The sequence below is a fragment of the Massilia sp. Soil_C_3 genome (assembly GCF_057657035.1).
The window spans coordinates 174,116-188,602 of record NZ_JBDGJG010000010.1 but is presented as its reverse complement, the minus strand read 5'-3'; the positions used below and the strand labels follow the sequence as shown (position 1 = coordinate 188,602).

Sequence of the window (14,487 nt, the reverse complement as noted above, 5' to 3'; positions counted from 1 at the left end):
ATCGACACTTGGCCGATCCGCCAAATTGCTGCAAAGCAGCAGTTTCTTTCAAAAATGGCCTGTTTTTTGGGCACCGTGACATGTCGTCGGATCAAGTCAAGCGCCGCCGAGACCAGACCATATTCATGATTTGCCAGCACTTTTCATTCGCCTGCGCCAGCCACGAAACCATTCCCTCAATTGTTAAATCAATGCGCACCGATGACACCGATCGATAGCGGCGCCCATAAAAAAGGGCCGCCCTCAGGCGGCCCAAACAGGAAGCAGCAATCTTTACTTGGCCAGGTGTTTCTTCAGTTCAGTACCGGCCTGCAGCACTTGCGAACGCACGCCCGGCACGGTGGCCAGCGGGTTGAGCAGGCCGAAGTCGTGGATCATGCCGTTATAGCGGGTGACGGTCACGTCGACGCCGGCCTGGTCCAGCTTGCGGCCATAAGCCTCGCCTTCGTCACGCAGCACATCGTTCTCGGCGACCTGGATCAGCGCCGGCGGCAGGCCCTTCAGTTGCGGCAGGGTGGCTTGCAGCGGCGAGGCATAGATTTCCTTGCGCTTGGCGGCATCCTTCGTATAGCTGTCCCAGAACCACTTCATCATATTGCGGCTCAAGAAGTGACCATCCGCAAACTGCTTGTACGAACCGGTCTCGAAGTTGGCGTCGGTCACCGGCCACATCAGCACCTGGTAGCGCAGTTTCGGGCCGCCCTTGTCCTTGGCCATCAGGGTCAGCGCGGCCGCCATATTGCCGCCGACGCTATTGCCCGCCACTGCCAGGCGGCTGCCGTCGATATTCAATTCCTGGCCATGTTCCGCCACCCACTTGGTCGCGGCATAGATCTCATTGATCGCCACGCCGTAGCCGGCTTCCGGCGAGCGGGTATAGTCGACGAAGACCGCCACCGCACCCGAGCTCTCGACCACATCGCGCACCAGGCGTTCGTGGGTCGGATAGTCGCCCAGCACCCAGCCGCCGCCGTGGACGAACATGAAGGCGGGAAGCACACCCTTGACGCCGGCCGGACGCACGATCTTCAGCTTGATCTGCTTGCCGTCGACGGTAATCACCTTGTCAGAGACGTCGGCCGCCGGCAGGTTCACCTTGACGCTTTTTTGCGCGCCTTCCAGTACCTTGCGGGCGTCCGCCGGCGACAGTTGCTCGATCGGCTTGCCGCCACCGGAGTTGAGCGCCTTCAGGAATTCGGCGGTACGGCGTTCCACGGTAGGCTGGATATCGGCGGCTGCGGCGGCGCCGTAGGTCAGGGCCAGGGAGGCGGCGACGAGGGCTTTGCTCAGGGTATTCATGGTGCTTCCTTTCTTGTTGGGTTCGATTGGATCGGGCGGGGGCCGTCTGCCACATTAGCAGCACGCCGCGGGCCTTCATTGCATAAACGGATCATTCGATGGTAGCGGTCGACTAGTGATTATATTCACGATTAAATCGCACACTACCTATTCATTCTGGCTACTTGCGTATGGCAGGCTTCCGTGTCCCCCGGTGACCCGGGGGAGCGGCGCATCACACCAATTGCAGGGTCACGTCGATATTGCCGCGGGTCGCATTCGAGTACGGGCAGACGATGTGGGCGCGGTCGACCAGGGTTTGCGCTTCATCGGCCGGCACGCCTGGCAGGCTGATCTTCAGGGTGACTTCGATACCGAAACCGGTCGGGATCGCGCCGATGCCGACGCTGCCTTCCACCGACACGTCCGGGGAGATTTTCAGCTTGTCACGGGCCGCGACGAATTTCATGGCGCCCAGGAAGCAGGCCGAGTAGCCGGCTGCGAACAGCTGTTCGGGGTTCGTGCCTTCCAGGCCAGCGCCGCCCAGTTCTTTCGGGGTGGTCAGTTTCACGTCCAGCACGCCATCTGAGGAAACGGCGCGACCTTCGCGGCCGCCGGTGGCTTTGGCGCTTGCACGGTAGAGGACTTGTTCGATTGCCATGATGAGACTCCTTGTCTTGGTCGGCGGCGCTTGCCGCCCGATTTAATTAAATCGCTATTTAATAGCGCACTATTTAAACGGTTTGCTGCCTTGGCCCGCCGACCCGTTTATCTGTCCGTTCGGCGCTGCCATGGAAAGCATATTACATAGCTCGCGATTTAATTGCAAACGATTTATTCCGTCAACTTGTTACCAGATGTAACTGCGCGCCTGCATGGGCTCACAGCAACCTGACGGATTCCCTGACGATCAGGCTCAGCTGCGGCACCTCGCCTTCCGGTTCCTCGTGCGCCAGCATTGCCAGCATGCGGCGTCCGATGCCGATCCCGGCGTCGTACAGCGGCTGGCGCACCGTGGTCAGGGGCGGCGTCGTATACATCGAGCTTTCAAGGTCGTCGAAGCCGACCAGGGAGATATCTTCCGGCACCCGGATATTGCGCCGGTACAGGGCCAGCCGCGCGCCATACGCCGTCAGGTCGTTGGCCGCGAAGATCGCGGTGAAGCGCAGGTTGGCGGCCAGCAGCCCGTTCAGCGCCAGCAAGCCGCCGGACTCGCTGAAGTCGCCCGCGACCACCAACCGCGGATCGGCCTCGATCCGGTGCTTGGCCAGGGTGTCGTGGTAGCCGGCCAGGCGCGCCCGCGCGTCGCGGTGGTCGTCCGGTCCGGTGATGTGGGCGATGCGGCGATGGCCTTGCGCGATCAGGTATTCCACCGCCTCGCAGGCGCCGCGGTAGTTATCGAGGCAAAAGCCGTGGGTGCGCGCGCCCTGCACGTCGCGGCCGAAGGCGACGATCGGCACCCGCTTCGAGAAATCGAGAATCTGCTGGTCGCTCATATTGCCGGTCAGGATGGCCACGCCGTCGACGCGGCGCCCGATCAGGAGTTCGACCCGCTCGGCTTCTTCGTCCGCGTGCCAGTGACCGCTCATGATCAGGAGCGCATAGCCGGCCGCCTTCATCGCATCCTCGATGCCGACCATGGCGCGGTTGAAGTAGCCGCTCTCGAGCGACTGGGTCAGCACGCCGATGGTGCGGGTGCTGCCGATCTTGAGGCTTTGCGCCAGGCGGTTCGGCCGGTAGTTCAGTTCATCGATCACGCGCTCGATGGTGCGCCGCTTGTCTTCGGACACCTTGGCGGTGCCGTTCAGGAAGCGCGAGACCGTGGCGGGAGAGACGCCGGCAGCGCTGGCGACCTGGTACAGGGTGCTGGTGCTGGTGCTGCTCTCGACGTTTTTCATGAAGCGTTCCGGACCCATTCAAGGCAGATAGTTGCTTGAAGTATATCACCGATACTCACCCGGAAAGGATAGAAAGCGCGACATCATGAAAATCTTTCATAAGGCGGCCGTCGTTGAGATGCAACAAACCCGACAAGCATGTTCACAAATTCTAATTGACATTTTTTTACGGACGAAACTACTATGAAACCGTTTTCAGAATTGATGAAATCGATTTCTCGTCAGTTCGTGTGTTAGCGCTCTCAGCGCCTCGATTTACCCCATAAAACAATACTCGGAGACAAGCAATGACCAAGACTACGCCCGTGGGGGCCGCAGTACGCACCTCGTCGTCCACCCCCATCCGCCTCGCCATCCTGACCCTGCTGGCCGGCATCGGCAGCGCCCAGGCCCAGACCGCGTCCGACCCGGCATCCCCTGCCGCCGCCACGCCGCCCGCCGTCGTCGACAACGGCCAGATCGCCGAGGTGAAGGTCACCGCCACCAAGCGTTCGACCTCGCTGCAGCGCACCCCGATCGCGGTCACCGCGCTCAATGCCGCCACCCTGCAGGACAACCACGTGCAGACCATGCTCGACGTGGTGGCGCTGGTGCCGGGCTTCCAGGCCACGTCGCAGGGCGACCATGGCGTTACCACCATGACCCTGCGCGGCATCGGCAACGACAGCGCCAAGACCGAGTACGCCGACCCCGAAGTCGCGTCCTTCGTCGACAACGTCTATTCGCCGCGCGCCGAAGGCGCCACCGCGCTGCTGTTCGACGTCGAGGGCATCGAGGTGCTGCGCGGCCCGCAAGGCACGCTGTGGGGCCGCAACTCCACCGTCGGCGCGGTCAACATCCAGACCGTCAAGCCGGAACTGAACAGCCGCGCCGGCTATCTCGAGGGCGGCATCGGCGACTACAACCGCCTGGGCGTGCGCGGCGCGGTCAACATCCCGGTCTCCGAGAATGCCGCGCTGCGCTTCGCCGTGGTGCACGAGCGCCACGACGGCTATGTCGACTACCAGCGCTTCAAGAACCCGTCGGTCGAGTCGCAGCGCGCCGCCTACCTGGCCTCGGGCGCCGACCCGGCCGGTTTCCGTCCGATCAATCCGAACCAGTTCGTCTCGGGCGGCGACAAGTACAGCGCCCAGGACCAGAGCGCGGCGCGCCTGTCGCTGCTGTGGCAACTGGCGCCCAACGTGCGCTGGGATATCGCCTACGAAAAATTCATCGACCGCGGCACCCCGAGCGCCAACCTGATGCAGGTCCCGCGCGCCGGCGAGAAGCACTGGTCGACCCTGTCCGACAGCGCCCCGTGGATCAACCGCGACAGCCACAATGTGCGCAGCCGCCTGAGCTGGGACATCAGCCCCGACATGGCGCTGCAATACGTGGCCGGCTGGTCCAAGTACAGCGGCGACATGCGCTTCGACCAGGACGGCGGCACGGTCGTCCCGACCTCGATCACCACCGGCGGCATCTTCCAGGAACACACCACGGTCGATTCCAACTACAAAAGCCACAGCCACGAACTGCTGCTGCAGTCGACCGGCACGCGCACGGTCGACTGGCAGGTCGGCGCCTATTATGGCAACGAGAAGAACGACATCCGCTTCGACATCGCCGGCATGAAAGGCACCCCGGACGGCGCCGTGAACTGGCAGGGTTCGTTCATCCAGCCGAAGCAGACCGTGGACACCTCGGCCGTGTTCGGCCAGGCCACCTGGAACATCACCGACGCCTGGCACCTGACCGGCGGCGTGCGCTACACCCACGACAAGCGCGTGCACATCGGCGGACGCGGCTACACCTGGGGCTATGACCCAGCCTCGCCGCAGCTGCCGCTCAACCCGCACATCGACCCGCGCGACCCGGCCAACGGCTACGTCGAGGGCGTGCCGAACGACGGCCGCTACAGCGACAACAAGGCCACCGGCCTGGTGCGCCTGAACTACGACATCGACCGCAACAATATGGTCTATGCCAGCGTGTCGACCGGCTACAAGTCGGGCGGCGTGCAGGATCGCGGCCTGCCCTACCAGCCAGAGACCCTCACCAACTACGAGATCGGTTCGAAGAGCACTTTCCTGGACGGCGCCCTGCGCATCAACAACGCGCTGTTCTACATGGACTTCAAGGACTTCCAGTTCAATTCGCCGGTCAGCTTCCCGGACGGCAGCCGCGGTCTGGCCATCGAGAACGCCGACGGCGCCGAGGTGTACGGCCTGGAAACCGAGATCGCCGCCCGCATCGCCAAGGATGGCCGCCTGTCGATCTCGCTGGCCGTCCTCGACACCAAGCTCGGTCACCTGATCGCCGGCTCGAACGACTATGCGCTGCCGCCGTGCACGGTCGATCCGCGCATCTCGACCTGCCTCGACGTCACCGGCCACGAGCTGCCGCACGCGCCGAAGTTCTCGACCACGGTCCAGTATCAGCACACCTTCCGCCTGGCCAACGGCGGCAGCCTGATACCGCGCATCACCGCGCGCTACGAGGATGAAGTGCGCCTGAGCGTGTTCGATCTCGGCGCGGAAGACCGCCAGAAGGCCTATGCCAGCGCCGACGTCGGCCTGCGCTACCAGCAGGACAAATGGTGGGTCGACGCCTTCGTGCGCAACGTGAGCGACAAGAAGATCAAGACCAGCGCCTTCAACGGCTTCGGTCCGTGGCTGGCGCAGTACAAGCCGCCGCGCACCGTCGGCATCAACACCGGCTTCGATTTCTAAGCCGCAGCACGGCAGGCCCGTTCACCGGGCCTGCCTTTTTGTTTTTCACGTGGATTTGTTCCAGATTCGAGAGTTCCATGACCAAGAGCCCCAACTTCGACTTCAACAACGACTTCCCATCCGACTTCACCTGGGGCGTGGCCACCAGTTCCTTCCAGATCGAAGGCGCGCACGACGTCGACGGCAAGGGCCCGTCGATCTGGGACACCTTCTGCAAGAACAAGGCGAACATCAAGGATGGCAGCGACGGCACCGTCGCCTGCGACCACTACCACCGCTACCGCGAAGACGTCGAGATCATGGCCTCGCTGGGCGTGGATGCCTACCGCTTCTCGATGGCCTGGGCCCGCGTCCAGCCTACTGGCCGTGGCGCCTGGAACGAAGCCGGCTTCGGCTTCTACGACCGCCTGCTCGACGAGCTGCTCGACAGGGGCATCCGCCCGCACGCCACGCTGTACCACTGGGACCTGCCGCAAGGCTTGCAGGACGACGGCGGCTGGCTCGATCGCGACACCGCGTACCGCTTCGCCGACTATGCGCATGAAGTGGCGCGCCGCTTCGGCAACCGCATCGAGGCGATCGCCACCCACAACGAACCCTGGTGCACGGCCAACCTCGGCTACGGCAACGCCCAGTTTGCGCCGGGCGTGGTCGACCTGAAGCAGTCGATCCAGGTCTCGCACCACCTGCTGCTGTCGCACGGCCTGGCCATGCGCGCCATGCGCGACGTAGGCGGCACGGCGCAACTGGGCATCGTGCTCAATCAGTGGACCGCCGATGCCGCCTCGGCTTCCGAGGCCGACCGCGCCATGGCCGAATTCGAGTATGCGCGCTCGGTGCAGTGGTTCATGGACCCGATCTTCAAGGGCCACTATCCGGAACTGGCCCTGCGCGGCCATGGCGCCAACGCGCCGCAGGTCCGCGACGGCGACTTCGACATCATCAAACAGAAGATCGACTTCCTCGGCTCGAACTATTATTTCCGCAGCTGGTGCAGCGCCGCCACGCCGCCGGTGCCGCCGCCGGCGCGCCACGGCGTGACCGACATGGGTTGGGAGATCTTCCCGGAAGGCCTGCCGGAATTACTGATCAAACTGAAAGCCGAGTACCCCGACCTGCCGCCGGTGTACATTACCGAGAACGGCATGGCCAATCCCGACGTGGTCGAGAACGGCCGTGTCCACGATCCGGCACGCATCGCCTACGTGCGCAGCCACCTGGCCGCGCTCAAGGAGGCGATGGATGCCGGCGTCGACGTGCGTGGCTACTTCCTCTGGAGCCTGCTCGACAACTTCGAGTGGAATTCGGGCTACGCCAAGCGCTTCGGCATCGTGCACGTGGATTATGCGACGCAGCAGCGCACCCTGAAGGACAGCGCGCTGTGGTATCGCGAATTCATTGCGGCCCGTAACAGGGCAAACCGCATCGAGACTTGATCGCCACGAAAAAGAGCGACAAGGAGGAGACATGCAAACGAACACCTACCCCGACGGCCCGCGCCTGCTGGCCGACATCGGCGGCACCAACGCGCGCTTCGCCCTCGAGCTGGCGCCGGGCGCGATCCAGGCCGTGCAAACACTGGCCTGCGCCGACCACGCCCGCTTCGAAGACGCGCTGCGCTTCTACCTGGCGGGCGCCAATGCGAAGGTAAGCCACGCAGTGATCGCAATCGCCAATCCGGTGGAGGGCGACGCCATCCGCATGACGAACCACCACTGGGCATTCTCGATCGAGGCGGCGCGCGGTGCGCTGGGCCTGGAGACGCTGCTGGTGGTGAACGATTTCACGGCGCTGGCCATGTCGCTGCCGGCCCTGCAGCCGGGCGACCTGGCCCAGGTCGGCGGTGGCGCCCCACTGGCAGGCAGCGCCATCGGCCTGGTCGGCGCCGGCACCGGCCTCGGTGTCTCGGGACTGGTCCCGAGCGGCGAGCGCTGGCTTCCCCTCAATAGCGAAGGCGGCCACGTTGCCTTTTCTCCGCTCGACGAGCGCGAGGTGACCGTGCTGCGCCATGCCTGGCAGCGCTACGACCACGTCTCGGCCGAGCGCTTCGTCTCCGGGCCGGGCCTGGTGCTGATCCGCGAGGCGCTGGCCATGAGCCGCGGCATGGCGCCGGACAGGGACTTGTCGCCGTCCGACATCGTCACGCGCGGCCTGTCCGGCGGCGACGCCCTGTCGCTGGAAGCGATCGACTGCTTCTGCGGCATGCTGGGCACGGTGGCGGCCAACCTGGCGGTGACCCTCGGCGCGCGCGGCGGCATCTATATCGGCGGCGGCGTCGTGCCGCGCCTGGGCGCCTATTTCGTCGCCTCGCCATTCCGCCCGCGCTTCGAGCGCAAGGGCCGCTTCAGCGAGTTCACCGCGCGCATCCCCACCTGGCTGATCACGGCGCCCTATCCGGCCCTGCAGGGCGCCTCCGCGATCCTGTCGGACCACCTGGCCTGGACCCATGCGACAGCGCCACGCACGAGCACGAGCACGGAGACCACCCATGCGTAAGATCGCCTCGCCGCTGCTGTGGGTGCCGACCGGATACTTCACGATGGCGCTCGGCTACGTGATGCTCACCAGCGTCACCGCCATCATGTTCAAGAACCTGGGCATGGACAACGGCCGCGCCGCCCAGTACTCGAGCCTGCTGATCCTGGCGTATACGGTCAAGCCGCTGTTCGCGCCGTTCGTCGAGATGTACCGCACCAAGAAGTTCTTCGTGCTGTGCGCGCAGGTGGCGATCGGCGCCGGCTTCGCCGGGGTCGCGCTGCTGATGGAGCTGCCCGGCTACATGACCTTCCTGATGGCGATCTTCTTTGCCCTGTCGTTCATCGGCGCGACGCAAGACATCGCCAGCGACGGCGTCTACGTGACCTCGCTCGACGCCCGCGCGCAGTCGCTGTACTGCGGCATCCAGAGCCTGTCCTGGAATATCGGCCCGATCGTGGCCGCCGGCGGCATGGTCTACCTCTCCGGCTACCTGCACACCCACGTCTTCGGCCACGACCCCACCGTGTTCGGGCCGGACTGGATCGATGCCTGGCGCATCATCTTCCTGCTGGTCGGCGGCCTGACCCTCTTGATGGCGCTGTGGCACTGGCGCACCATGCCGCAAGGCGCGCGCGCGGCCGACACGCCGTCCTCGGTGAAGGACGCCGGCCGCATCCTGCTCGACGCCTTCGTCACCCTGTTCCAGAAGCGCGGCGTGTGGCGCATGATCGCCTTCGCCTTCCTGTTCCGCTTCAGCGTGGGCCTGCTGGAAAAGATCGGCCCCTTCTTCATGGTCGATCCCGCCTCGAAGGGCGGCCTGGGCCTGTCGAACGAAATGCTGGGCCTGATCTACGGCACCTACGGCCTGGCCGCGGTGCTGGTCGGTTCGCTGCTCGGCGGCCTGTACGTCGCCAAACGCGGCCTGAAGGCGACGCTGTTCGTGCTGTGCTGCGCGATCAACATCCCGAACGTGGCCTTCCTGGTGCTGGCGCTCACCATGCCATCGAGCCTGGTCCTGATCACGCTCGGCGTCGCGATCGAAAAATTCTTCTTCGGCTTCGGGGCCGTCGGCTTCATGATCTACCTGATGCAGCAGCTCGCGCCGGGCAAGTACACCACCACCCACTATGCCTTCGGCACCGGCCTGATGGGCCTGTGCGGCATGGTCACCGGCGTGATCAGCGGCCACCTGCAAGAGATGATGGGTTACGTCGGCTACTTCGTGCTGGTGATGGTCGCCACCATTCCCTCCTTCCTGGCCACCTGGTTCGCGCCGTTCTACCACGACGACGGCAGCCAGCCGAAGGCGGAGCCGGACCGCGATGCCGAGGGCAAGACGGTGCCGGCATGATGCGCCATGCCGGTTTTGCTTCCTGCCTGCTGCTGTCCGTGGCCGTGGCCGCGGCGCAGCAAGCGCCACCACCATCCGCCATGACCGACATCGCCACCATCTCGCTCGACGCCCTGCTGCAGGAAGAACGACAGCTCCAGTTCGACCGCTTCGACAAGGACACCGCCGCCGCCCTCGGCGCTGCGCTGGTGGCGCGAGCGCGCAGCGCCAGCCGCCCGGTGACGCTCGAGATAAAGCAAGGCGACACGGTCCTGTTCGCGCATGCGATGCCGGGCGCCTCGCCCGACCATGCGGACTGGATCCGGCGCAAGAACAACCTGGTCAGGCGCACCGGCCACAGCTCCTTCTACACCCACAACGAAGTGCGCCAGGCCGGCGGCGACCACGACAAGCTGCCGGGCCTCGACATGCGCGACTACGCGGCCCACGGCGGCGCCTACCCGATCGTCGTGCGCGGCCGCGGCGCGGTCGGCACGGTCACGGCGTCGGGCCTGCCCGGCGCGGACGACCACGCGCTGGTGGTGGCCGCGCTGAAAGACCATCTGCATATCGGAGAGCAGCCATGACCCGCATCATCCGCTGGGGCATCCTCGGCACCGGGCGCATCGCCCGCGACTTCGCGGCCGGCCTGCGCGCCACGCCCGACGCCGTGCTGGCCGCGGTCGCCTCGCGCAGCAGCGAAGGCGCGCAGGCTTTCGCACAGCAGTTTGACGTGCCCCTCGCGTTCAACAGCTACGAGGAGCTGGCCGACTCGCCCGATGTTGACATCGTCTATATCGCCACGCCGCACCCGATGCACGCCGCCAACGCCCTGCTCGCCCTGCGCGGCGGCAAGGCGGTGCTGTGCGAAAAGCCATTCGCGATGAACCGGCGCGAGGCGGGCGAGGTCGTGGCGCTGGCGCGGGCAAAAAAACTGTTCCTGATGGAAGCGATGTGGACCCGCTTCATGCCGGCCCTGGCGGAGGTGAAGCGCATCATCGCCTCCGGCGAGATCGGCGCCGTGACCCAGCTGCACGCCGACTTCGGTTTCTCGGCCACGCCCGAGCCAAGCCACCGCGTCAACGATCCGACCCTGGGCGGCGGCGCCCTGCTCGACCTGGGGATCTATCCGCTGTCGATCGCCTGCGCCCTGCTGGGCCGGGTCGAGGCGGTGCAGGCGCAGGCCGTCATGGGCGAGACCGGCGTCGATCTCACCACCGCCTTCACCATGCGCCACGCGGGCGGCACCCTGTCGATCTGCAGCTGCTCGCTGCGGGCGCGCGCGCCGAGCGAGCTGGTGGTGTCCGGCACGCGCGGCAGCGTGCGCATGCATCGCATGTTCCACATGACCGAAAACGTCACGGTCGACCTGCTGGACGGCCCCTCGCGCACGATTTCGACGCCCTGGCTCGGCAACGGCTACACCCACGAGGCAATCGCCGCCGGACAGTGCCTGCGCGACGGCCTGCTCGAGCATCCCGACATGACCCACGACGATACGCTGGCGATCATGGGCCTGCTCGACACGATCCGCAGGCAGATCGGGCTGCACTATCCGAGCGACGCCTGAGAGCTGGCCAGCAGCGCTTCGAGCTGCTGGATATTGGCTGGCTTGACCAGGTAATGATCGAAGCCGGCGTCCAGCGCGGCCTGGCGATCGGCGTCGCTGCCGTAGCCGGTCAGCGCGATCAGCAGCGGCGTGCGTTCTCCCAGCCCGGCGCGGATGCGGCGCGCCAGTTGGCGGCCGTCCATATCGGGCAGGCCGATGTCGAGGATGCAGGCGTCCGGGGTTTCTTCCAGCGCGCGCCGCAAGGCAGGCGCCGGGGCGTGTTCGACGTCCACCCGATAGCCTTGGGCCTCCAGCAGCAGCGCCAGCGAAGTCGCCGCATCGACATTGTCGTCCACCACCAGCACCCGCCCCCGCCCCGCCTCGTCGCCACGCACCCGTGCGGCCGGTGTCGCGGTGTCGGCCATGGGCGCGGACATCTCTCCCAGGCGCGGCAAGGTCACGCTGAAGGTGCTGCCGTGGCCCAATCCGGCGCTGTCGACGCGCACCCGGCCGCCATGCAGCTCGACCAGGTTCTTCACCAGCGCCAAGCCCAGGCCCAGGCCGCCCTGGGCCCGGTCCGGCGTGCGCCGCGCCTGGGTGAACAGGCCGAACACGTCGGGCAGCAGTTCGGGCGCGATGCCGATGCCGTCGTCCTGCACCGCCAGCACCGCCTCGCTGCCCTCGGTGCGCACCGTGACCAGCACGCTGCCTTCGTCCGGCGTGTATTTCGCGGCATTGTTGACCAGGTTGGCCAGCACCTGGATCAGGCGCTTGGCGTCGCCCTCGACCAGCACCCTGGCATCCGGCAGCACGGTGCGCAGGCGGTGGCGCTTCATCTCCAGCAGGGGCTGCACCTGCTCCAGCGCGGCGGTGACGACCTGGCGCAGGTCGACCCGTTCGCGTTTCAGTTCGATCATGCCGCGCGTGACGCGCGACACGTCCAGCAGGTCGTCCACCAGGTGCACCATGTGGTCGACCTGTCGCGCGATGATCTCGCTGGTGCGCCGCACCGCGCCCGGGTCGCTCGCATACACGCTCCTGAGCAGGCCTGCGGCAGTGCTGATCGGCGCCAGCGGATTTCTCAGCTCGTGCGCCAGCATGGCCAGGAATTCGTTCTTGCGCTCGTCCGCCAGGCGCAGCGCCTGCAGCGCCTCGTTGCGTTCGCGCTCGGCCATGCCTCGCGTCAGGTCCTGGCGGTACAGCTGGTAGGCGAAGCGCCACACCACGGCGATCAGGATCACCAGCAGGCCCCACACGAACAGCCAGATCATGGTGGTCAGGTCGATGGCCGGGTCGGCCGTGCGCACCGCGGCGGTGGCGACCATGCCCAGCGCGATCGGGGCCAGCACCAGCGGCACTATCAACCGGCGCAACGTGCGGCTACTGGGCGTGGAACTGGACAGCGCCACCATCATGCCCCGGTCCGGACGCAGCGCCAGCACGCCGGTAGCGGCCAGCATGAAGGCCAGCGCGGTGCGCAGCGAGGTGCCGCGTCCCGGCAGCAGCTGGTACAGGAAAGTGTCCTCGGCGGCGAAGCCGGCGATGGTCAACAGCGCGAACAGCAGGACGCTGGCGGCCAGCGCCTGGGCGATGCCGACCGTGCGCCGCACGCCCACCAGGGCCAGGCTGGCGCCGAGCACGACGAGCAGGCCGGAGGTAAGCGGCGCCGGCAGGCTCCATGCGCTGGACGCGGCGCCCAGGCCGAGCGACAGCGGCGCCGGCGCGGAGCCGGAGAGACGCATCGCCGCGCCGCCAAGCCCGATCGCCACGAGCAGCAGGGCGGGGACGCGGCCGGCGCGCGCGATCGGACGCACCGGATGCAATTGCAGCAGCACGCTGGCGCCGGCGCATATGAAGCCGACCGCGCTGAGTGGATACATCTGCGGGGCGCCGATGCCGGCGCCGATCATCAACGGCGAGTGCAGCCCCCAGCCTGCCAGCGTGGCGATGGCGAGCAGCAGGCAGGCAATGGCGGCGCCTGCCGGAACGGCATGTTTGGTTGATAACGTGTTCATGGGCTGGCGCCATCGTACCAGCGCCAGCCGATCGACCGGGCACGGGTGCCGGCCGGCAAGCCTCGTCAGGGCTCGGGCATATCGGCATACCAGCCGTATTCCCAGCGCCACGGCATATCGTTCTCGCCCAGCGCCAGGCGCGCGATCTCGGGGAAGATGCGCTCGGCGCGCACATCGTTGGACAGCATCACCAGGCAGCGCCGGCGCGCCTCGAGGCAGATCGCCATATTGCCGGTGCTGTCGTTGTGCCCACCCTTGAACCATCCGGTGCCGCTGCGATCGTGGAAAGTGACCACGCCCAGGCCGGCCGCCAGCCCCGCTACTTGCGCGCCGGGCCGCGACGCCAGGGTCGGGAACTGGCCGGCGCTCAGGATCGGCAGCTGCGGGCGGACCATCTCGGCGCGCAGCTTGGCGCTCAGTGCGTCGCCGCGCACGAGCGCTGCCCACATGCGGGCCTGGTCGGCGATCGTGGTGTCCATCGAGCCGGCGGCGGTGACGGCGCTGCGCTGGTCGTGCGGCTCCATCTTGCCCTCCATGGTGTAGCCGTCGGCCAGGTTGGCGGCGAAGTCCGGCCGCCAGCGCATCGCGGTATTGGGCATGCCGAGGCGGTCGAACACGCGCACCTGCATCTCGCGGCCGGCATCGAGCCCCAGGCCCTGCTCGACGATCAGCTGCAGGATGTACATGCCTTCGGCCGAATAGGCATAGCGCGCGCCGGGGTCGAAGTGAAAGCGCAGCTTTTCGTCCGGCTCGAGCCAGCGGAAGTTGGCGAAGCCGCCCGCATGCGTGAGCAGGATGCGCGGCGTCAGTTGGCGCCAGCGTTCGTCACCGGCCAGGTCGCTGAAATCCCGGCGCTCGCCAAGCCGGTAGTCGGGCAAGGGCCTGGGCAGTAGCCGCGTGAGCGGGGCATCGAGGTCGAGCCGGCCTTCGCTGGCCAGCTGCAGCAGCATGTAGGCGAAGGCAGTCTTGGTCAGCGAGGCGCCGTACATGACGGTATCGGGCTGCAGCGGAAGGTCGCGTTCCAGATTGCGCTTGCCGTAGGCCGCGACCTTGACCACCTGGCCCTCGTCGATCACCGCCAGCGCCAGCCCCACCACTTTTGCGCGCGCCATCAGGGCCTCGATGTCGCCGTCCGTGAAGCCCGGGTCAAGCCCGCGCGATGCGCTCGAACAGCTGACAACCAACAGCGACACGACCGCCACGAACAGTGCTCTCATCGGCTTCTCCC

11 protein-coding genes are annotated in these 14,487 nt (G+C 66.5%); 6 read left to right on the top strand and 5 right to left on the bottom strand.

Annotation, left to right across the window (positions count from 1 at the left end):
- Positions 1-273: 273 nt before the first annotated feature.
- The 3 genes from AC3A6F_RS21215 to AC3A6F_RS21205 all read right to left on the bottom strand — a co-directional run bounded on the left by AC3A6F_RS21215 (position 274) and on the right by AC3A6F_RS21205 (position 3,176).
- Entirely contained in the window at positions 274-1,299 is a 1,026-nt protein-coding gene (locus AC3A6F_RS21215; protein ID WP_487684560.1) for an alpha/beta hydrolase, read from the bottom strand.
- Positions 1,300-1,513: 214 nt separating this feature from the next.
- Positions 1,514-1,939, bottom strand: coding sequence for an organic hydroperoxide resistance protein (locus AC3A6F_RS21210; protein WP_320474479.1), 426 nt, complete (start codon positions 1,937-1,939; stop codon positions 1,514-1,516).
- Positions 1,940-2,159: 220 nt separating this feature from the next.
- Positions 2,160-3,176, bottom strand: a complete 1,017-nt coding sequence (locus AC3A6F_RS21205) for a LacI family DNA-binding transcriptional regulator (RefSeq protein WP_487684556.1) — start codon at positions 3,174-3,176, stop codon at positions 2,160-2,162.
- Positions 3,177-3,463: 287 nt separating this feature from the next.
- On the opposite strand from AC3A6F_RS21205, the gene AC3A6F_RS21200 reads away from it, so the two are divergent.
- The 6 genes from AC3A6F_RS21200 to AC3A6F_RS21175 all read left to right on the top strand — a co-directional run bounded on the left by AC3A6F_RS21200 (position 3,464) and on the right by AC3A6F_RS21175 (position 11,265).
- Positions 3,464-5,887 (top strand): TonB-dependent receptor, encoded by a 2,424-nt coding sequence (locus tag AC3A6F_RS21200; RefSeq protein ID WP_487684553.1) that lies wholly within the window; start codon positions 3,464-3,466, stop codon positions 5,885-5,887.
- Positions 5,888-5,964: 77 nt separating this feature from the next.
- Positions 5,965-7,323, top strand: coding sequence for a GH1 family beta-glucosidase (locus AC3A6F_RS21195; RefSeq protein ID WP_487684550.1), 1,359 nt, complete (start codon positions 5,965-5,967; stop codon positions 7,321-7,323).
- A gap of 31 nt (positions 7,324-7,354) precedes the next feature.
- A complete protein-coding gene (locus AC3A6F_RS21190) occupies positions 7,355-8,383 on the top strand; it encodes a glucokinase (protein WP_487684547.1) in 1,029 nt (342 codons plus the stop codon).
- A complete protein-coding gene (locus tag AC3A6F_RS21185) occupies positions 8,376-9,716 on the top strand; it encodes an MFS transporter (protein WP_487684544.1) in 1,341 nt (446 codons plus the stop codon). The genes AC3A6F_RS21190 and AC3A6F_RS21185 overlap by 8 nt, the downstream gene beginning before the upstream one ends.
- Positions 9,713-10,282, top strand: coding sequence for a heme-degrading domain-containing protein (locus tag AC3A6F_RS21180; RefSeq protein ID WP_487684541.1), 570 nt, complete (start codon positions 9,713-9,715; stop codon positions 10,280-10,282). The genes AC3A6F_RS21185 and AC3A6F_RS21180 overlap by 4 nt, the downstream gene beginning before the upstream one ends.
- The gene (locus tag AC3A6F_RS21175; protein WP_487684537.1) at positions 10,279-11,265 is read left to right on the top strand and encodes a Gfo/Idh/MocA family protein; all 987 of its coding nucleotides are present in this window, start codon (positions 10,279-10,281) and stop codon (positions 11,263-11,265) included. Before AC3A6F_RS21180 ends, AC3A6F_RS21175 begins: the two co-directional genes overlap by 4 nt.
- Here the strand turns inward: AC3A6F_RS21175 and AC3A6F_RS21170 are convergent.
- Both AC3A6F_RS21170 and AC3A6F_RS21165 read right to left on the bottom strand, forming a co-directional pair.
- Positions 11,247-13,259: a hybrid sensor histidine kinase/response regulator gene (locus AC3A6F_RS21170; RefSeq protein ID WP_487684534.1), complete on the bottom strand. Its 2,013-nt coding sequence runs from the start codon at positions 13,257-13,259 to the stop codon at positions 11,247-11,249. The two genes, AC3A6F_RS21175 and AC3A6F_RS21170, sit on opposite strands and share 19 nt — an antisense overlap.
- A gap of 65 nt (positions 13,260-13,324) precedes the next feature.
- On the bottom strand, positions 13,325-14,476 hold the full coding sequence (locus AC3A6F_RS21165) for a serine hydrolase domain-containing protein (protein WP_487684531.1): 1,152 nt from the start codon (positions 14,474-14,476) through the stop codon (positions 13,325-13,327).
- Positions 14,477-14,487: the final 11 nt, after the last annotated feature.